General features: G+C 42.0%; 16 protein-coding genes and 1 pseudogene. 9 read left to right on the top strand and 8 right to left on the bottom strand.

Annotated elements, in window-relative coordinates:
- The first annotated feature begins 54 nt into the window (after positions 1–54).
- Positions 55–1,068: a UDP-glucose 4-epimerase GalE gene (gene galE / locus IHV80_RS21105; protein ID WP_192890842.1), complete on the top strand. Its 1,014-nt coding sequence runs from the start codon at positions 55–57 to the stop codon at positions 1,066–1,068.
- Positions 1,069–1,414: 346 nt separating this feature from the next.
- On the opposite strand, the gene IHV80_RS21110 is transcribed toward galE, so the two are convergent.
- Complete coding sequence (locus IHV80_RS21110) at positions 1,415–3,562, bottom strand: TonB-dependent hemoglobin/transferrin/lactoferrin family receptor (protein ID WP_192890843.1); 2,148 nt, start codon at positions 3,560–3,562, stop codon at positions 1,415–1,417.
- 225 nt (positions 3,563–3,787) lie between these two features.
- On the opposite strand from IHV80_RS21110, the gene IHV80_RS21115 reads away from it, so the two are divergent.
- A complete protein-coding gene (locus tag IHV80_RS21115) occupies positions 3,788–4,675 on the top strand; it encodes a LysR family transcriptional regulator (RefSeq protein ID WP_192892191.1) in 888 nt (295 codons plus the stop codon).
- On the opposite strand, the gene IHV80_RS21120 is transcribed toward IHV80_RS21115, so the two are convergent.
- Positions 4,667–7,348: a bifunctional acetate--CoA ligase family protein/GNAT family N-acetyltransferase gene (locus tag IHV80_RS21120; RefSeq protein WP_192890844.1), complete on the bottom strand. Its 2,682-nt coding sequence runs from the start codon at positions 7,346–7,348 to the stop codon at positions 4,667–4,669. The genes IHV80_RS21115 and IHV80_RS21120 overlap by 9 nt on opposite strands.
- Before the next feature lie 216 nt (positions 7,349–7,564).
- Here IHV80_RS21120 and IHV80_RS21125 point away from each other — a divergent pair, with 216 nt between their 5' ends.
- The gene (locus tag IHV80_RS21125) at positions 7,565–8,128 is read left to right on the top strand and encodes an SPOR domain-containing protein (protein WP_017108031.1); all 564 of its coding nucleotides are present in this window, start codon (positions 7,565–7,567) and stop codon (positions 8,126–8,128) included.
- 179 nt (positions 8,129–8,307) lie between these two features.
- The gene (locus tag IHV80_RS21130; RefSeq protein WP_192890845.1) at positions 8,308–9,303 is read left to right on the top strand and encodes a D-alanine--D-alanine ligase; all 996 of its coding nucleotides are present in this window, start codon (positions 8,308–8,310) and stop codon (positions 9,301–9,303) included.
- Positions 9,304–9,449: 146 nt separating this feature from the next.
- Here the strand turns inward: IHV80_RS21130 and IHV80_RS21135 are convergent, their stop codons facing one another.
- Positions 9,450–10,418: a tyrosine-type recombinase/integrase gene (locus tag IHV80_RS21135; RefSeq protein ID WP_192890846.1), complete on the bottom strand. Its 969-nt coding sequence runs from the start codon at positions 10,416–10,418 to the stop codon at positions 9,450–9,452.
- Positions 10,419–10,518: 100 nt separating this feature from the next.
- Between IHV80_RS21135 and IHV80_RS21140 the strand changes: the two genes are divergently transcribed.
- Positions 10,519–10,887 (top strand): DUF3319 domain-containing protein, encoded by a 369-nt coding sequence (locus tag IHV80_RS21140; RefSeq protein WP_065105743.1) that lies wholly within the window; start codon positions 10,519–10,521, stop codon positions 10,885–10,887.
- A gap of 3 nt (positions 10,888–10,890) precedes the next feature.
- Positions 10,891–11,202 (top strand): stress response translation initiation inhibitor YciH, encoded by a 312-nt coding sequence (gene yciH, locus IHV80_RS21145; protein WP_102436931.1) that lies wholly within the window; start codon positions 10,891–10,893, stop codon positions 11,200–11,202.
- Between the two features lie 193 nt (positions 11,203–11,395).
- On the opposite strand, the gene IHV80_RS21150 is transcribed toward yciH, so the two are convergent.
- The 3 genes from IHV80_RS21150 to IHV80_RS21160 all read right to left on the bottom strand — a co-directional run bounded on the left by IHV80_RS21150 (position 11,396) and on the right by IHV80_RS21160 (position 13,668).
- Entirely contained in the window at positions 11,396–11,641 is a 246-nt protein-coding gene (locus IHV80_RS21150; protein WP_019824186.1) for a hypothetical protein, read from the bottom strand.
- 422 nt (positions 11,642–12,063) lie between these two features.
- Positions 12,064–12,585 carry a helix-turn-helix domain-containing protein gene (locus tag IHV80_RS21155; protein ID WP_192890642.1) on the bottom strand — a complete coding sequence of 174 codons (522 nt, stop codon included), beginning with the start codon at positions 12,583–12,585 and terminating at the stop codon, positions 12,064–12,066.
- A gap of 6 nt (positions 12,586–12,591) precedes the next feature.
- Positions 12,592–13,668, bottom strand: a complete 1,077-nt coding sequence (locus tag IHV80_RS21160; RefSeq protein WP_192890847.1) for a replication initiation factor domain-containing protein — start codon at positions 13,666–13,668, stop codon at positions 12,592–12,594.
- 126 nt (positions 13,669–13,794) lie between these two features.
- Between IHV80_RS21160 and IHV80_RS21165 the strand changes: the two genes are divergently transcribed.
- The 3 genes and pseudogenes from IHV80_RS21165 to IHV80_RS21175 all read left to right on the top strand — a co-directional run bounded on the left by IHV80_RS21165 (position 13,795) and on the right by IHV80_RS21175 (position 17,073).
- On the top strand, positions 13,795–14,127 hold the full coding sequence (locus IHV80_RS21165) for a helix-turn-helix domain-containing protein (RefSeq protein ID WP_192890848.1): 333 nt from the start codon (positions 13,795–13,797) through the stop codon (positions 14,125–14,127).
- A 943-nt stretch (positions 14,128–15,070) separates the two neighbouring features.
- Positions 15,071–15,208, top strand: coding sequence for a DUF3653 domain-containing protein (locus IHV80_RS21170; protein ID WP_192890849.1), 138 nt, complete (start codon positions 15,071–15,073; stop codon positions 15,206–15,208).
- Between the two features lie 614 nt (positions 15,209–15,822).
- A pseudogene (locus IHV80_RS21175) lies at positions 15,823–17,073 on the top strand (GGDEF domain-containing protein).
- A gap of 770 nt (positions 17,074–17,843) precedes the next feature.
- Here the strand turns inward: IHV80_RS21175 and IHV80_RS21180 are convergent.
- Positions 17,844–17,996, bottom strand: coding sequence for a YoaH family protein (locus IHV80_RS21180; protein WP_004731009.1), 153 nt, complete (start codon positions 17,994–17,996; stop codon positions 17,844–17,846).
- A gap of 41 nt (positions 17,997–18,037) precedes the next feature.
- Positions 18,038–19,186 carry a conjugal transfer protein TraF gene (locus tag IHV80_RS21185; RefSeq protein WP_192890850.1) on the bottom strand — a complete coding sequence of 383 codons (1,149 nt, stop codon included), beginning with the start codon at positions 19,184–19,186 and terminating at the stop codon, positions 18,038–18,040.
- Between the last annotated feature and the right edge of the window lie 25 nt (positions 19,187–19,211).

The following is a 19,211-nucleotide window of genomic DNA, read 5'->3' on the forward strand; positions in this document are numbered from 1 at the left end:
TTGTTGTATCATAAGTGATAGATTGAATAATTTTAATTAAAAGGTCTGCTAAGCATGAATGTTTTAGTTACAGGTGGCATGGGTTACATTGGTAGCCATACAAGTATCCAGATGATTAACGCAGGTATGACACCTGTACTTTTTGATAGCTTGTACAACAGCAAACCGAGCGTTCTAGAGCGTATCGAAAAAGTATCGGGCGTTCGCCCTAGTTTCGTTGAAGGCGACGTTCGTGATAAGGCGCTTTTAACTGAAACCATGAAGCAACATAACATCGAAGCCGTTATCCATTTTGCTGGCCTTAAAGCGGTGGGTGAGTCCGTTGCTAAGCCTCTTGAATACTACGACAACAATGTAAATGGTTCGCTAGTTCTTGTTGATGCAATGCGTGAAGCTGGTGTGAAAACACTGGTATTTAGTTCATCGGCAACGGTATATGGCGATCCAGCGAGTGTGCCAATTACTGAAGATTTCCCGACAAGTGCAACCAACCCTTATGGCCGTAGTAAGCTAATGGTTGAAGAGTGCTTAACCGATTTCCAACAAGCGAATCCAGATTGGAGCATTACACTGCTGCGTTACTTTAACCCCGTCGGTTCTCATCCAAGTGGTGAGTTAGGTGAAGATCCGCAAGGTATTCCAAATAACCTAATGCCATTCGTCTCTCAAGTAGCCGTAGGCCGCCGTGAATTCTTATCAGTATTTGGTAGCGATTACCCAACAAAAGACGGCACTGGCGTACGTGATTACATCCACGTCATGGATCTATCTGACGGTCATATCGCTGCACTTGAGAAAGTAGGGCGTAAAGATGGTCTTCATATCTACAACCTTGGTACAGGTAACGGTTCAAGTGTATTAGATATGGTTAAGGCGTTTGAGAAAGCGAGCGGTAAACAAGTTCCTTATAAACTAGTCGATCGTCGCCCAGGTGATATCGCTGAATGCTGGGCAGATCCGGCAAAAGCTCAGAAAGAATTAGGCTGGAATGCGACACGCACACTGACTGATATGACTGAAGATACGTGGCGCTGGCAGTCAACGAACCCTGATGGTTTCCCTGGTTAATCTAGTCGTTTCATGAATAGTTAACGTACAAAAAGATGCTTTAGGGCATCTTTTTTGATCTAAATCGAATAAAAAGTAATTTAGTGGTTAAAAAGTATCATTCTGTATTCGTTGTGTTAATATGCTCGCGAATTATATGTTTAATGTTAATTTTCTTTGGAGTTAATCATGGAACTAGGCCTAATCATCACTTTCATCATTGCTGCTGCAGTAATGGTTAAGAAAGAAATGGCAGAGAAGTAAGACGCAATTTCACTTATTCCTTTTTGATACAATTTTTAGTGAAATAGATAAAAGCCAGCATTAAGCTGGCTTTTTAGTTTCTGCGATTCGCAATTCTAACGAATTAGAATTCGTATTTAGCTGAAATGCCGTAGTTTCTTTCCGCTTGCGAGTTTTCTTTGTAAAGCTCATCATCGCCGCGAATGTCGTTCCAACGGTAGTACTCTTCATTAGTTAAGTTAAACACGCCACCACGAATAGTCAGATCTTTGATTGGCTTGTAGTAAGCCGTCAAGTCAACAACCGTGGCACTTGGAAGCTCAGCTTGACCAGCATTACCGCCACTTTCATCATCGAAGTTGATGTCTGAACCAGACTTGTCAGCTGTGTAATTTAACTTAAGGCTAGTACCCCAGTTTTGGTTTGGAGCATCGTAGTTAAGACCTAATACAGCATTCCAAGGGTTCACACTATTTAGTGCATTTCCGTTTCCGTCTTCACCTTCAGTGTATGATGCAACGAAGTGTGTCGAAATGCCTTCAGGTGCGCCGACTAAAACATCCCAAAGTAACGTGTTCGAGAACTCAATCCCCTTAATCGTTGCCGAATCTAAGTTAACGTTAGAATAGTGCGTTGTTCCGCCAACCTTTTTCGTAACCACTGTCTCAATGAAATCATCGTAGTCACTGTAGTAAGCCGCAATTTCAGATGATGAAGCTTGAGTATTATGACGGTAGCCTAACTCGTAAGAGATACTCGTTTCTGACTTCAGATCTGGGTTTGGATCATTTACGTAGCCGTGTCCAGGGTTGTCATAGGTGTAGTAAAGCTCATCAAAAGAAGGAGCTCTAAAGCCTTGGCTTATTTGGCCGAAAATAGTGCCTGTATCTGTCAGTTTGTATGTTGAACCTAAACGACCTGTTACTGCTGAATCAGAGAAATCAGTCAACGATTCGGTAGTGTTGCTACCTGGATCCGTTGAGAAGTAATCAAAACGAACACCTGGAGTAACAACTAGCTTGTCATTCATTAGGCTAATTTCATCTTGAACAAACAAGCCGAATTTTTGCTCTTTAGCATCAGGAGTGTATACATAAAGCTGATCATCAGTAGCTGGATCAGAGTTGTACTCCATGTTGGTGTTACTAATGTCACTATGTGTATAAGTCGCACCATACACTAGGTAATGGTTGTTAATTTCTTTATCTAACTGCGTCTCGATCTCAAGCTTATCTTCGGTGTACTCGTAATCTTTTGTTTGTAAATTGTCGTTGTTAGCTGGAACCCAAGGTGGCATACCAGGACCAGCAGGTTTAAAGCGCTTCGTTACACCATTTTCTTCTTTAGAAATGTACGATACTTTACTCGTTACGGTGTCGGCAATTGCACCATCAGCGAACCAAATATGCTTAATAGCAAATCGATTTTGCGTTGTGTCATCAGCACCTGTATAGCTATCATAGCTTGAGTGGTAGATGTCAGAGTCTGAAGTATCTTTGATTAGCTCAGCTAAAAACTCGATACGATGACTTTCGTTTAACTGGTACTGTAACTTAACCAAAAGATTATCTGCTGAGGTATCTTGACCTTCAACAGCGTAGTTCTCTAAGTCGTTAGGGTTACGGAAGTTTTGCAACTCTTCACCATCTCGACGCGTGTAGGCTACCAATGTTTCTAGGTCGCCAAATCGATTCGCTAACGCAACATGTTCGCTAAAAGAGTTGTCTTCTGAAGAGTAAGACAGTTTAGCTTGACCACCAAAATCTTCGCCATCTTTTAAGAAATCAGAAGGGTCTTTAGTTTCGAAAGCAACAACGCCGCCAATAGCATCACTTCCGTGTAAACTTGAAGCAGCGCCTTTGATGATTTCAACGCTTTTTAACATGTCGGGATCGATTGAAATACCGCTAGAGTTAATAAATGCATAAGGACCACCATCAAATGAACCTGGTTGCGATGAACCATCAACCAAAATCTTAACGCGTTTACCTTCCATTCCACGAATGTTGATAGTCTGTGCGCCTTGGCGAGAGCTCGAGTTCATCGTCACACCTGGAGTGTACTCGAAGATTTCGTTAACATCTTTTGCCATGTTCTCTTCGATTTGCTCATCAGAGATGACAGTCACAGAAGCCGCAGTATTGATAAGTGTTTGATTCGTACGAGTCGAAGATACAACAACCTCGTCAAATAGGGCATAATCTTCAGCAAAGGCTGAGGTTGATGAAAGCGCTAAAACGATTGAAGCAGAGAGTAGGGATTGCTTATACATCTGATAGTTACCTTAATTCCATAGTATTATCTTGATTTGCGAAAGATAATATTGGATCTAAATGATAATTACTATTATTTGCATTTGAATTTATTTTCGACTTCGTCAGTCTAAACCTGTTTTAACCGTATAACTCGTTGTATTTAAAAAGCTTTAAATGTTCCATTTAGCTGGTGAATACTTCAATTTTTGTGATTAACCTCTCATTTATAAAGTTGGATAATGATGCATAGCCCAATAACACTTGAAGCACTACATATACTGGATGCCATCGATCGTCGTGGGAGTTTTGCCGCTGCAGCGAATGAAATGGACCGAGCACCTTCTTCATTGAGTTATCAAATCCAGAAATTAGAACAAGACTTGGATATCATGATTTTTGACCGCTCAGGCCACCGTGCAAATTTCACAGAAGCGGGGCAGTTAATATTAGAGCAAGGTAGGATTATTCTTGGCGCCACTGAACAACTCGTTAACGACGCGAGTATTCTTGCTAATGGCTGGGAGTTAGATTTAACCATCGCTTTTGATGGCATTATTCCGATTGCTAATTTCTTCCCGCTAGTCGATGAGTTAGGCAAAATCAGTAAGACACGTGTTCGTTTGCAAGAGGAAATCTTAGCGGGTTGTTGGGAGTCTCTCACAGATGGCCGAGCCGATTTATTGGTATGTCCCAAGCTCGACACGATTCCAAACGATATGAAAAGTGACATAATTGGTAAGATGGAAATGGTATGGGTCGCGGCATCAAACCACTACGTTCACAAGCGTTCTGGCGAGTTCGATCAAAAAGCGAGGGAAAGTTACAGGGTTATTGCAATTGCAGACACAGCCCGCGATCAACCCGCTTTAACTCGTAATATTCTAGAGAAACAACCTCGTTTAACCGTGACAAGCTTTCCAGCAAAAGTAGAGGCTCTGACAACTGGCTTAGGGATTGGCACCTTGCCGAGTAGTATTGCTAAGCCGCTGATTGAATCTGGCGTTCTACAGCAGATTTCGGGAACAGAGCCGCAACCTATCGATATCGTGATGGCTTGGCGACGCAACAAAATGGGCGACGCCAAATCTTGGTGTATCCAACATCTTAAAAAGACATGGGCGTTAAAGTAACGGTAACACCATATCTGCCGTACCATCTTCAAAACTGATATCTAGCTTAAAACCAAGCTTTTGAGCTAGCGTCAGCATCCCTCTATTCGTTGGCATCGTCATTCCCGACATTTGCTTAGTCTGTTTAGCGCGACAGTAATCGATAACCTTAGTCATCAGTATGCGACCTAAGCCTACACCTTTCAGATCAGACCGTATCAGTATCGCAAACTCTGCATCCGTGTTCTCAGGGTTAATCAGTGCTCTTGAAACACCGATAATTGCAGGCACACCTTGTTCCTTACGAACGACCACAAAAGCAATCTCTCTATCGAAATCGATCTGAGTAAAGTTAGCTAATGCCTCATGATTGAATTCACCAACATCACTAAAGAAACGCTTATACAGGTCCTCTTTAGAGACTCGGTTAATAAAGTCAGCGTGAAGCGGTTCATCTTCTGGAAGAATAGGGCGCAGCAGCACCTCAGTACCATCTTTTAACTGTATTGTTTCTTCCAGTTCGACTGGGTATGGGCGAATCGCGAGCCTTTCTTGCGGGTCTCCCTCATAAGCTTTCAAAATGATATCTGCATCCAATATCGTGAACTTGTCACCATTGGCCAGTACGGGATGGATATCCAAATCATGTATTTCAGGGCAATCAACCACCATTTGAGAGATACGAACCAGCAACTCAGAGAGCCCTTCAATGTCGATCGGGTTAGGTAATTTCTGTAGGCGAATCTTGCCGCTTTTTATCGCTCGAATAATCAAATAACGAGCCAGCGTCATATTCAGCGGTGGGAAAGCAGCAGCGGCATCAATCGATTCATCCCACTCTGACCCACCTTGGCCAAGCAAAATGATAGGGCCAAAGGTTTCATCGGTTGTTACTTTCACGCGTAACTCTTGCCCGCCCGCAAGCTTAGCCATTCCTTGAACCAATAAACCATGAATATGCGCGGTAGGGAACGACAATTGAGATCGATCGAGAATCGCTTGAGCTGCATTCGCCACTTCACTGCTGTTTCGTAAATTGAGCATCACGCCTTGTACATCTGATTTATGCGCGATGTCTGGCGAACGCAGTTTTACCGCAACGGGATAACCAATCGTTTCAGCAATATGTACCGCTTCACTTGGGTCAGAGGCGATCCAAGTTGGTAGAACATCTAAGTTGAAGTGCTTGAAAAACTGACTGTTTTGATGGGTATCAAGGCTAACTGTGTCTTTATCCAGTAGTTGGCGTTCTATCCAGTTTTTCGCATCGGCCAAGTCTTCAATGTGAACTTTTTCAGCTGTCGTTGGCGTTTCCATTAGCTGGCGTTGGTTACGTCTGTACTCGACCAAGTGCATGAAGGCGACCACAGAACTTTCTGGCGTTCGATAGGTTGGAATACCCGCTTCTGTGAACAGTTTTCTTGCAGGCCTTGCTGTCAGTTCACCAGACCAATTGGTTAATATATTGAATCGCTTATGACGAGGGTGCTTCTTAATCGCTTCAATAATTCGCTCAGCGGTTTTGGCAGAATGTGCGATAGCAGAAGGGCTGTGCATGATAAGAATGGCATCGGCTTCATCGCCATCAAGCAGTGTGTTAATCGTATCTATATAACGCTGATCACCAGCATCACCGACAATGTCGATAGGATTGCTATGCGACCAACTCGATGGCAATACATTACTCAGTTTATCTAGAGTTTGCTCGGATAGTTCAGCAAGCTTACCACCACGGTCGAATAGGGTATCCACGGCCATAATTGCAGGGCCACCGCCATTGGTGACGATAGCGAGACGTTCACCACGCAATGGCACCGAATGAGTCAGCGTTTCTACTGCGGCAAACAGTTCATGCAAGTTCTTAACACGGAGCATGCCGCTGCGTCGAATGGCTGAGTCATAAATGATGTCTAATGTGTCGGCTCCACCTGTGTGTGCCATGGCTGCCGCTCTGCCTTTGGCGGTTCGACCGCCTTTTAACACCAAAATTCGTCTGTTACGTGAAGCCGCACGTGCTGCAGATATAAAGCGCCTCGCATCACTAATGCTATCGACATAAAGCAAAATCGCTTCGGTATGCGAATCGGTACTCAAATAATCCAATAGCTCTGAAAACTCAATATCACTGCCATTACCAATCGAGATGAATGCAGAGAAGCCAATCTCTTTGTCGTTCGCCCAATCAAGAATTGTGGTACAAACAGCCGCAGACTGAGAAACAAACGCGATTTTACCGGGTAGCGCAGTCACTGGAGAGAAAGAGGCGTTCAAATTGAGCCAAGGGACAATAATCCCCAAGCTATTCGAGCCTAACACTCGAATGTTATGTTTTTTCGCTATCGCTAGGCATCTTGAATCAAACGTTTCGCCGTTTTCACTGTGTTGGTGCATGTCGGAAGAGAGCACAATCACGGACGCAATACCTTTCTCGGCCAACTCTTCAAAGATGCCGACATTGCGTGTCGCGTTGGTACACAAAATCGCGAGATCTGGAACAATAGGTAACGACAAAATGTTCTTGTAAGAAAGTACACCGGCCACAGAATCGTATTTCGGAGTAACTGGCATCACCGCACCTTTAAAATCCCCGTGCAACAAATTGTTCATAACGATATATCCCGCTCGGGTTTCTCGTTGAGAAGCGCCAACAACTGCGATTGAGCGGGGTTTAAGGAGGGGATCAAGATGATTCATAGACATATCCTAGCAATGCACGTAAGTTCATCGTAACTTACTTTTGATTCACAGGTTGATGGCAAATTCACCGAATTCAGATGAATAAGCAAACACTGCATAAAGTTTGTGAAATAGGTCACCCACTAATGGTGTATAATCTCAAAGTTAACTTGATTCTAAACCGACGTATCGGCATGATTTATAGTAATTATTATTAAGGATATAGAGCTTTCCATGAAAAAATTTGCAATTGCGACTTTGCCACTGCTCTTGGCTGCATGTGTATCTGACGACTACGTGACTAATGTAACTTCAGATAGCTATCAAGAAGAGTACAAAACTGCCAAAGTTGAAGCTCCAGTTGTATCTCAATCTGAGCAAACAGGCGTTGTTGAAGAAAATGTCGTCAACGTTATCAAGACCCAACCTGTTGAACAGAAAGTAACTCAAACGACTAGGGCTAAACCCGTTGCAGTAGTAACAGGCCCAACCAAGAAACAGCAAGACATGAACCAGCGTTTTGGTTACACAGTTCAAGTTGTTGCTGTTGGCAGCCAGACTAAAGTCGATTCTTTCGTGAAAATGCTACCAACGACTTCTCAACCAGTTTGGGAAAACTACAAAATGGTTAACGGCACTAAGTGGTTCACCGTCCTTTACGGTGATTACGCGACACGCTTAGAAGCTAAAAAGGCAATTTCGACTCTGCCAACCACTTTCCAAAACTTGAAGCCGTTCGTTAAGAGCATTGATGACATCAAAAACTCTGAATACCCAACGCTTAACAAGTTGAACTAAGTTTTAATTCATAAAGAGGGAGCAAATGCTCCTTCTTTTGTTTTAAGACGAACAGTTTTGTTTAATAGTTAATCGCTCGTTCTTTCGGACACAAATTTAACGTTCAAAACACTGTACCTATTTCGACTTTTGTTTATCATTGAAGTCAGTATTCCTAGTTTCAAGGACCGAATTTACCCATGAACACCACAAACATCCTTCTACTTTGCGGCGGTGGATCTTCAGAGCATGAAGTATCTTTAGTTTCAGCCAATTACCTTTTTGAACAACTCAATAGCGTTGCAGATTTTAACGTTATAAGAGTTGAGATCAAAAACGAAGGCTGGTGTCTTGATTCAGGTGAATTGGTTTATCTCGATATCAACAATCAAACTTTACGTGGTGATGAACTCGATTCAAAAGTAGATTTCATTGTGCCATGTATTCACGGCTTCCCAGGTGAAACGGGCGACATCCAGTCACTGTTTGAACTGGCGAAAATTCCGTATCTAGGTTGTGGTTCTGAAGCAAGTAACAACAGCTTCAACAAGATCACGTCGAAGCTTTGGTATGACGCACTGGGCATTCCAAACACACCATATCTGTTCCTATCAGACAACACAGAGCAAACTCACTCACAAGCAACTCAAGCCTTTGAAAATTGGGGTAAGGTATTTGTGAAAGCGGCTCGTCAAGGTTCTTCAGTTGGCTGTTATCAAGTAAACCAAGTAGAAGATCTAAGCGAAGCAATCAATAAGGCGTTTACTTTCTCAGATCAAGTACTTGTCGAAAAGTCAGTCGTTCCAAGAGAACTGGAAGTTGCTGCTTATGAACTTGACGGTAAGCTTTACATCAGCAAGCCGGGCGAGGTGATTGCACCGAATGGCGCATTCTATTCTTACGAAGAGAAATACAGTGCAGACAGCCACTCAATTACTGAAGTGGAAGCAAATAACCTAACTGATGAACAACGTGAATTGATTGCAGACAGCGCGCGCAAAGTCTTCACTCAAATGAAGCTTCGTCATTTATCGCGTATCGACTTCTTCTTAACACAAGATAATGAGATCTACCTGAACGAAGTGAATACGTTCCCGGGTATGACGCCGATTTCTATGTTCCCTAAAATGGTCGAACATGATGGACCTAAATTTAGTCAGTTCTTAGAGAACTGCGTTAGAACGAGCCTTGCTTAGTTCATCTAATCACTTGTTGTAAAGCTGACCCCAACAACGAGACAATGACAAATTAATGCCTTGCGCTTTCTGCCAAGGCATTATTGTTTTTAACCTAGCAGTTTTAAAAACCTATTTTTAAAAACAGGTGCTTAAAAAACTTGTAGTTACTGCCAGGGAAGAATCGCTTTAAACTTCATTTTTTCACGCTCTGCATTATCAAAATTGCCAACGTATTGAGCTGGCATAGCAGGACTGAGCCAACGACCAAAATCCTGAATCTCTCTCACCTTAAGACCTTGTTTCGACAGTTCTTGTGCTGCGCCAACGCGAATTGAATTTCCTGAGAAGTGATGATTTTCTGAAAGCTGTAGTAAGTCACTCGCTCTGCGCAAGATTCGATAGATAGAAGAATCATCCAAAGTTTGAAGCCCGATGTTTTCATGCTTGTCTATCGCACGAAATACAGGTAGATCAACTTGTGTTCCAGTAAATGCAAGCCAACGCTCAAGTGCAACACTCGCGACTTGTGAAAGCTGGTACACAGAATCTTTAATCGTTATCTGATAATCACTGTCGGTACTCTCAACATCACTGGTTGATAACAACTTGAGTTCTGAACGCTTTAAAGCACACTCGAACATCACATTATAAATAGCAATATCGCGAATTTCCCTTAAGTTGGCTTTGTCATGCGAAAGCAGCGTGTTCAATTCAGTGAGGTGCGCAGACGTCATGGCGTTGGTTTGCTTAGCATCACCGGCCATTTGAGCTTGTAAGTGGAGTAGGGTAAAGCGAACTTGCCGATGTTTGATAGGGTTAGCGAAGCCGAGCACAGTGTGCAACAAACTAAGCGTTGCAGTGTAACGTTTTAACGATGCGTATTTTCTGTCATTGGATTCAGTCTCTAGGAAACGACGAATTGCCGTCACAGAGGCAGGAAGAGTGTTAATGCGTTTTTTAGCACAGAACGCGTGGTAGCGATTCCAATCACTGTAGATGCCCAACAGTGAATTGCGAGAATATTGGTATCCTGTTAACTCGTCTATAATTTCAACTGACGCATTGCTGTTCAAATTTTCGACAAATGAATTGATTATCACAGAGTCAGATAAAATAGGGACTTTTTTTCTCAAATTACCGTACCTTAACAGGTGTTTTTGCCATATTATGCTTGATATCATTAAAAGTATACTTATGATTAATGCAGTGAAAACAAAAAGATGATCAATAGATATGGCTAATTCAATTTATCGAAGCGTCCATCTGCAATCGACGGATGCTACAAACACGGTTTGGCGTGCGAAGTTAAAAAATAATGTTATTCAGGGCAATTTAGCTGCCGTTAAGAAGAGTATTGATTGGTGGATTGAAACCGCATCTATTATTGATCCTAAAGAATTCACTACCTTAAACAAGTCGAGAGGTACTGGTGGCTCGACTGAAAACTTCAACGGCTACCAAATCAAGAACGACACCGGTGAGCCTAATGCGTGGTATTGCATGTTTAACGGACGCTTAATTAAAGGTGGCAAAATTGCAATCCAGCGTCATATAGAAGCTTACTTACTCGCAAAACAAAAAGCAGAGCAACAAAAGAAGTAAATTATGAGCCTAGTATATTCAACAGAAACAGGTCGCATCACACCTGAAGAAGAGAAAGTCCAACGTCCTAAAGGCGATGGTATTGTTCGAATCCAAAAAGAAACCAAAGGCCGTAAAGGCAAAGGCGTTTCTGTCGTAACTGGCTTAGACCTAGATGACGCTCCATTAAAACTAATGGCTGCAGAACTTAAAAAAGTGTGCGGCTGTGGCGGCTCGGTTAAAGATGGCAACATCGAGATTCAAGGCGACGCGCGTGACAAGATCAAAGCGCACCTTGAAAAGAAAGGCTACAAAGTTAAATTCGCTGGCGGTTAATCTCTACTAATACCAGGGTTAAAATCGAAGATTATTACCACTGGTTATTAGGTATTTTATGGTAAATAGCCATTATGGTTAAATACACAGTATAAATCTGAGAATATCGACACCGAATAAAGGCAGGGCATCACACAATGATACCTGCCTTATAAACACCAAATACAATTTAACATAACGTACATAATACGCACTAAGAGCTAATTTGTTTAAGACCGTCTAAGGCGTCCAGATAACCAGAAACGGCCTTACCATTACGATACAGCTTATCTCTAAGCTGCTCATTCTTGCGAACCTCTGATAAGTAAAGCTCTCGATACTTCAAAGCCTCATAACCGCCCTTGATTAGTGCCTTACTCATTGTAGACGTGTTGGTTTGGTCTTTTAGGTCTGAAAGCATTTTCTCATGCTCTGTTGTGTCTCGAATTGTAATTGCCATCATTTTTCCTTTCTGCACAAATTACCTGGTTTGATTATGGTAGCAAAATAACAACTCGAGTCCAGGAACCGGTGCGTGTTTTGATAGCAAACATAAAAATCATAATACGCACTTAGACAGATTTAAGAGTCACCAGTGACCACAGCTATTTAGTGCATAGAAACCATAATACGCACAGAGAGCTATCAGAGAGCCAGTAAAACTATAACCACCCAAAAACACCCAACAAAGCCTAACCAAGCTTTAAGAGCGCTTAGCAAGATGAAGGTTTTCGTTTGCGTCTTTAGCTATGCTACGGTCGCAAGCTCCCTGATTTTCGGGCAATAAAAAAGGCACTCCCCAAAAGTATGAAGAGTGCCCTTATCCCTACGGGGTTAGACCGAATCAATATTGAATTTTGAGCATTCAAAAATAGAATTTGATTATTGAACAGAAATGTAAGCGCGAGACTTGTAGTTAACAACTGATGAAACATAATCATAATGAGCTTCCATCTTCAAAGCGATATCAATAACGCTACAACCATCATCGTGAAGCTGTCGCATGAGCTCAATATCATTATCTGAAAACTTACAAAGACGATGTGACTCCCCACAATTGTGTTCAAGCCCCATCTTAGCAGCAAAACGCCTAACACCCCCATAGCTACGACCTAAATCCTTTGCAATCTGTTTATAGGACTTAGTCGCATGATGCTTCCTGATGTAATCCTTATCTCGAGGTGAATACGGCTTACGCCTAGAAGAAAGACCTAGCATCAAAATTTGCTTTGAAACAGAGGGATAGCTAACACCAAAATGCTCAGCTATATCACGATAAGAACGCCCTGAAGCATAGAGTTCTTTAATCTCATGACGCTCCTCATCCGTCCAAATTTTACAACCACGAACCAATAAAGCCTTATGTTGAGTTTCTCTATAATCACGGTAAAAAGAAGAATTCATAATATGCTACCCCGTTATTTCTTTAAGTAATTTTTGATGAATATCAGGAAGACTAAACTCCGAATCCTGATGTTCACTGGACACGAGGAGACCGAAAACCTTTTCAATATCCCCATCAAAATATTTAGCTAAATCCGCAAGCGTTCGACCAACCTGACGACGCGCCCACTTTGCTCTCCCGTGAATATCGAGAGCGATTGAAGACTTTTTTGTGATCACCTTTACAGGGCAAGAAGCCACGATTGAAGCCGAGAAATCGCAAATTCCGGCAAAATAACCGCTAATATCGAGCAGAACATCAATAGGAAAGTCCTTCAATTCCACCTCATTGCGAAACCAATACATATCAAGCCCTAATTGAGCAGCCTTGTTATAAATACGCCAGTAAACCCTAGATTGACGACTACCCACTTCAAACGATTCATTAACAACACGACCATTAGCCTCTTTAAAAACACGTTCGCCAGCAACTGGCGTTCTACCTCTTGAACTAGTTCTAAACGCATCATCTGAATAGGCTTTCTTTGCATAATCACGACCAAAAAGACCGTGAAAATCATCGACAGCCAAATCAATACGAGAAAGCTTCGAGCAATCGAGAAGCTGTAACCACCAATGCAAACGAAACAAAGATGTATGCTCAACAAGAGAACGACACCCTAGCCCTTCAAGCTGTATATAACAGGTATCACGGTTACCACCGAGAGCCACAAAACCAACGTGCTGACGAGAATGTTTAGGAGTCAAATGACAGGAATCCTCATAACCATTAAGCCCCTTTTCACGCCACGGAGACATTCTCAAACCTAAAACGTGAAGACAAAAAACTTCCAAACGGTCAAGCATGGCAACGCGCCATTTAGAACGATAAAGATCCTCTAGTTTTGCTTTTCGCTTAGGACAACGAACACGCTGATACGTTGGTTTTGGTAATGGTGCCCAACAAGGATTAGACAAATCAGACTTGTGAGCATGACGGAGTGATGAGTACGGAAATGAAAAAGACAAGTAATCAACAAAAACGAAAGGCGTAGCCTCAGTGTCGATTTGTAGCTCTTCTACTGTAAAAATATTCTTTTTCATTAAATCCCAAAAACCTGTCAAGTGTAACTTTTCATCCATACTAGATATAAAAATTTACATTTTCAAGTCACTGGATAAAAAAACACTCCTTATAATTAAATAAATTAACCAATTAAGGGGCTTTTTATGTTTGAAGATAAAATAAAGTGGCTTAGAGAGGGTAGAAAAATGCGACAAGAAGATGTTGCAAAAGCTATCGGCATTACAAAATCAACATACATAAAGTATGAAAAAGGCACCCAATCCCCGCAATTAGAAGTGGTGGAAAAAATAGCAAGGCTATATGGGGTCTCAGTCTCAGAGCTAGTAGGAGGAGAAAAACCATCCTTAAACGAGCAGTTAAACTCAAGAATGGAGTTAATAGATAAACTGGAGGATGAGGAAAAAAAATCAATAATGCTAATAATTGACGGTCTGATATACAGAAGACAAAACATCGAGTTATCAAAAACACTATAGATAACTCGCTAACGCTCAAACACTGGCGCGTTACACTTGCGAATACACGGTGAAGGCTGACAGTTCCGTGGAATTAACCCCCGTAATACTAGACGGGGGTTTCGCTCCCCTCCGCCGCGTTCGGCCTCCTCAGTCTTCGTCGTTCTCACTTGTTGTCAGGTCGGCAAACTAAAAGGAAAAGTAAAAAAAGCCTAGTGGAAATACTAGGCTTTTCAGTAAGTTAAGAATTAACTGTATCGATGTAAGTGCGTATTGTGCGAATTATGTTACGGGCTAGCCCTTAGGGAATGATCTAATTCGGACGCACCACGTAAACGGCTATAGCGACCTCATTAGCCACATTCCCTAGCGTTCTAGGCCGCTGGCAAACCCTCAACATAATTCATACCCATAATACGCAGTCATGCATGATCAATTCCAAAGGTAGTGTTTTCATTACTTCTCCTTAAACCCTTATTAAATCTGGCATCTCGAACTTAATGAGTTCACCAATATTCTCTTAAAGCTTTTTAGCCTAATCATTATATATGTGGACATCGACTACATCATTCATGATTCACTCATCATGCTACAAACTTTACAGCGAGAAAATTTTGTTCCGCCTCGTCCGACTTACAACGTATGTGTATCTGTTTGTGCTAACTCTTAGCAGCGCTGTGCGTAAATCTTGTTGGCGTTGCTGCTGTTTGCTTTTCAGATTTCACACACGCGACCGTGTTATTGTTAACTCCACACGCTGAATTCTGTTTTGAGCTTCTATCATCCCGTCAAATTTTTCCACGTACAATCGTCAGCAAGTTTCCTCAAAAAGAATCTTCAAGTTTATCGATCGTTCGCTTTAATGTTTTTACTAGTTGGTTAAACTATCGAGCTGCTTTGTTTATACCTTAGTTGCTCTTACTGACACCGTCTGTCTAAATCAGCATGCTGTTTATTTGAGCTCATGAACATTTACGTTCGCAGTTACTTGCCCTTAGATCATCGTTGGAATGGATTTAGGGTTCACTTTGACCGTACGACCTTGATCACGCCGGAACGACGCGAGTTTAATCCGAAACAATTGCTTAGTTTTTCGTATTGATTAGTAGGATCTATCGGCTTTTGTTGTAGCCTTTTCTTGTGATGTTAACCCTTACCACTCGCTCATCGCAAAGCGTATAACCCTTCATTAGTTAACCTTTGTTAGGCCATCCTTTTTAGCCATTGGGATCCTCCAGCTTTCGTACCTGTTGGTCTTGCTGCACTTGCTTTATCCAGTTTGTGTTTGCTTTCAGAGCCACAAAAGTGCCAAGGTTTGAAGTTCAATTAAAATATAGGTGTCATTTTATATAACCACTTAGCAAAAGTGACACTGCAACAAAAAATTAGTTCTAAAAATCTAACAGCTATAAACACGTGCACTTCGCTCTTCTTTTGCATTCATCCAGCCACATCAACATAACTGTATAAATACACAGTTGCATTACAACCCCCGTAAAAACCTCACTTATTGATTGAATATTGCACAAAGTCAACAAAATACGAGGACAGTTTGATCTCATTATGAGTTTAATGCGTCTCGTTCCTGTATAACCATCAACTGCTTTCAGTTTTAGGCGGCAGCGATTCCCTCAGACACTATTCAAAACAAATCTTGGGTTACGTCAATATAAGGCATCGCTCATAATTATATGGTTGCACATTCGGATTAATAATATGAGCGTCAAAGCTTTCAGACAACTCAACATATTCCTTTCTGTTTTTTGCCTGGCAATCACCCTGCTATCGCTTATCTCTTACCGTACGATTATGGATAAGAGCTACATCATGACACCAGACAGATACCCTACACTTGTTAACACCGACAGAGACCATGATGGAGGCACCCTAGGTTCGTTATACAAGTCGAAAGATGGAATCGAGTTACAGTGTGACTTTGAACGAACATATAGCTTGCCATTCTGTGAAATTGAGTTCGTTATATCGACACAAGGTTAAGGGCTCGATCTCTCTACGTTCGATTCGGTCACCATTAATATGGATTACCAAGGCCAAGAAGACCCAAGGTTTCGCTTCTACATTCGTAATTACGACAAGAATTACAGCGTGAAAGGCGATGCTATGTCGAACAAGTTCAATCGCTTAGATTTCTCATTACCAGATAAAAACCACATCGACTTAAACTACTTCAATGTTCCTTTCTGGTGGATTGATCATTATAACCGCCCTGTTTCTGATAGCGCTGTAGACATTACGAACGCGGTATCTGTTGAACTCGGGCTTGGTGCCAGCACGCTTGCTGGGCATCATTCACTTAACATCTCGAGTATTGTGTTCCACGGTAAAATCATCAGCAAGGCTTTGCTAGGTGAGCTATTGGTTGGACTATGGGTGACGTATGCCGCATTACATATCGCACAGCGAAGCAAAACGCGTTCAGTACAGCAACAACGCCATTTAACCCAAGAAATTGAAGAGCTAAAGGTAAAGGCCACAACCGATCCGTTGACCGGATGTAGAAACCGAACCGAAGCGTTAGATACCTTCTATGATTTCGAATGGTTGGCGCAACAAGGAAAAACGATTCACATCGCGCTGTTTGATTTAGACCATTTTAAGCAGATCAATGATCAACATGGCCATGAAGTGGGTGACAAAGTACTTATTCAGTTTGTCGCAACTGCGAACGAGAGCCTTGATGAGCAGTACTTGCTTTATCGCTGGGGTGGTGAGGAGTTTCTACTCGTTTGCCTGGAACAAACTGCGCTACAGTGTAACGAATCAATCGATAATTTTTACCTAGCAATGGAGAAAAGCCCTTGGCCTAAAGCGCTTAAAGTCACGGCTTCGACCGGAGTAACGCAGCTTAAGGAGCATGAATCTATACGTACTGCCATCAAACGTGCAGACAAAGCGCTCTACCAAGCTAAAGACAACGGACGAAACCAAGTCGCTACGTTTTATTAAGGCTCGCTAGACTGGACTGCAGCTACACATTCAACACGCAGTTAATACCCTGTCGATATATACTCTCCACTTAAGCACCCATTAGATTTTTAACTGCTGACTAAACAAATCAATAAGCTTTGTTGCCTCATCAGAATTCTAATCGATTCGACACGTCTAAGTACGCTCTTATCATCTGTGATAACACCATCTGTAATAACGTCATCAATGGCATTCTCCGGTTGATACGTATCGTTCCTGAATGCTCTATAAACAGCTCTTTCTCACACCTCTAAGCTTCTCCTAAGCACTTGTTCTTAAGTTCACATATTTGGCGAGTAAAGCTTGCTCTAACCAGTGGTCAGTAACTCGCAGTATCGGTTTAGAACATTACCGTCGCTACTTATCTCGCACTGTTTTTAGATGAAATCCTCATTTGTCTGCTTGTGAACATTCATACACTCGTATCCGCTAAAAACAGAAGTCACAACGTCACCAGTCTTAAAAACGCCTTATATTGAACCACTTAGACATGGTGACATAAATACTGACACCCAAAATGGCAATTGTTTTACTTTCAGTTCTTGCTGTAATTTAATTACAAATAGAAACCGAGAAAAGCTTATAAAGTGGATTACTCGGCTGTAACTTACTGAATAAGCTAAATTTAAGGGTTTTGGTTAGGTCAGAATTTAGGGTAACTAAAGAGTGGGTATGTACGAGATAATATACTAGAGGGTAATATATTTAGTTATAGTGCATTAAGGTGTTAAAAAAGAAGGGCTGATGCCCTACTCTTCTTTATTACTCATTTCTTCACGAATTTGCTCAGCAACGATTTTGATAGCTTGTGCTGTGCTGATGCCCTGAGTCATCATTTCTTGAATTCGTTCAACAGCTTTCTGTTGTTCTTCGTGAGAAAGGGTTGGTAAGTCGTTTAGCATGCTCTGCTCCTTTATTTAGGAGCAGAACTATATAAGGACTGTTAGTAACTAGCAAGGAAATTGATTGAAGCACCCATTGCATTTTCGTTTGTGTAGTTCGCACTTAGATCTAACTGGAACAAGTTGAGTGGCGAGATACCAATACCGGCTGTGACTGTTCCTTCTGAATCAGAGTAAGCCAGGTTCTTATAGTACCCTCCCCTTAACTTAAGCTGACGTAGAAGATCGACTTCGGTACCAACACGAATCATCTGTTCGTTGTCTTCAAACGAAGTAAACTTTTCAGTCTCATTCAAATCGTAATCGACACTCAACGTAAAGTAGTCAGACACGATACCTGCACCAACGGTGTAAACCGGTTCAAGTTGGTAAGTGTATTTACCGCCAACTTGGTGTGTCGCACTACTTGTGCTGCTGGTTAACGTTCTCGTCGTATCTTTGGTTTCGATGTCTCGTGAGATCAAGTTGGTTGCTGCAACACCGACTCGGAACGGGCCGAAGAACCAAAGCGCACCAGCATCCATGTTAAATGCAGTGTCGCCATCACTGTTTTCTCTAACGTCAGACAGATCGTAATCATTAACCGACGCGACATAGTTGTATGTGTAAATACGTTGGATCTTAGGTGTAATACCAAATGAGATGTGTTGGCCCATAAAAGTTTGGTATTTTGCTAAAGAAATGCCGACTTCTGCGACACCAATAGAAACAGCTTCAACGGTAGACAGTTCAACTTTGTCTTCATCGGAACCTGTTGTGTAAACGTTAGGTGTCGCAAATGATTCTGTGTAGGCTTTCGCGAAAAGGTTTGCAGCAACAAACTGGTTAGGAAGTGCGAACGCAACAACACCACCCAGTTCAACGTTGGCTTGATTGCCATCCAGTTTATTCAGTGCGGCGTCTAAGTCTGCAGTGTTTGATGCATCAACGACACTATCGATGTTCGACTTCATGTCGTTAGGGTCGTTATAGCTACCACCAAAACTTGGCGTAATCATGCCCATATCATCGTTACGACGATAGATAGCAACCAATGCTGGGTTATAGAATGGAGCGGTTAAGAAGTTTGCAGAAACAACACCAACACCACCCATCGCATCACCACGCGCTTCAATGGCGTAGTTTGCTGCTGAAAGAGGAAGACTGGCGAATGCAATTGACGTTGCGAGTAGTTTAGTAGTTTTTTTCATGCCGTTTATCTTTGTTAGATCCCTT

Origin of the sequence: Vibrio bathopelagicus (genome assembly GCF_014879975.1) — a bacterium.
Lineage (GTDB): Bacteria > Pseudomonadota > Gammaproteobacteria > Enterobacterales > Vibrionaceae > Vibrio > Vibrio bathopelagicus.

Bases quoted from the DNA above. Each gene is read 5' to 3' on its own strand.
- IHV80_RS21185 (WP_192890850.1), bottom strand. From the start codon at position 19,186: ATGAAAAAAACTACTAAACTACTCGCAACGTCAATTGCATTCGCCAGT.
- IHV80_RS21130 (WP_192890845.1), top strand. From the start codon at position 8,308: ATGAACACCACAAACATCCTTCTACTTTGCGGCGGTGGATCTTCAGAG.
- IHV80_RS21110 (WP_192890843.1), bottom strand. From the start codon at position 3,562: ATGTATAAGCAATCCCTACTCTCTGCTTCAATCGTTTTAGCGCTTTCA.
- IHV80_RS21120 (WP_192890844.1), bottom strand. From the start codon at position 7,348: ATGAATCATCTTGATCCCCTCCTTAAACCCCGCTCAATCGCAGTTGTT.
- IHV80_RS21155 (WP_192890642.1), bottom strand. From the start codon at position 12,585: ATGAATTCTTCTTTTTACCGTGATTATAGAGAAACTCAACATAAGGCT.
- IHV80_RS21115 (WP_192892191.1), top strand. From the start codon at position 3,788: ATGCATAGCCCAATAACACTTGAAGCACTACATATACTGGATGCCATC.
- IHV80_RS21165 (WP_192890848.1), top strand. From the start codon at position 13,795: ATGTTTGAAGATAAAATAAAGTGGCTTAGAGAGGGTAGAAAAATGCGA.
- galE (WP_192890842.1), top strand. From the start codon at position 55: ATGAATGTTTTAGTTACAGGTGGCATGGGTTACATTGGTAGCCATACA.
- IHV80_RS21125 (WP_017108031.1), top strand. From the start codon at position 7,565: ATGAAAAAATTTGCAATTGCGACTTTGCCACTGCTCTTGGCTGCATGT.
- IHV80_RS21150 (WP_019824186.1), bottom strand. From the start codon at position 11,641: ATGGCAATTACAATTCGAGACACAACAGAGCATGAGAAAATGCTTTCA.
- IHV80_RS21170 (WP_192890849.1), top strand. From the start codon at position 15,071: ATGAACATTTACGTTCGCAGTTACTTGCCCTTAGATCATCGTTGGAAT.
- IHV80_RS21160 (WP_192890847.1), bottom strand. From the start codon at position 13,668: ATGAAAAAGAATATTTTTACAGTAGAAGAGCTACAAATCGACACTGAG.
- yciH (WP_102436931.1), top strand. From the start codon at position 10,891: ATGAGCCTAGTATATTCAACAGAAACAGGTCGCATCACACCTGAAGAA.
- IHV80_RS21140 (WP_065105743.1), top strand. From the start codon at position 10,519: ATGGCTAATTCAATTTATCGAAGCGTCCATCTGCAATCGACGGATGCT.
- IHV80_RS21180 (WP_004731009.1), bottom strand. From the start codon at position 17,996: ATGCTAAACGACTTACCAACCCTTTCTCACGAAGAACAACAGAAAGCT.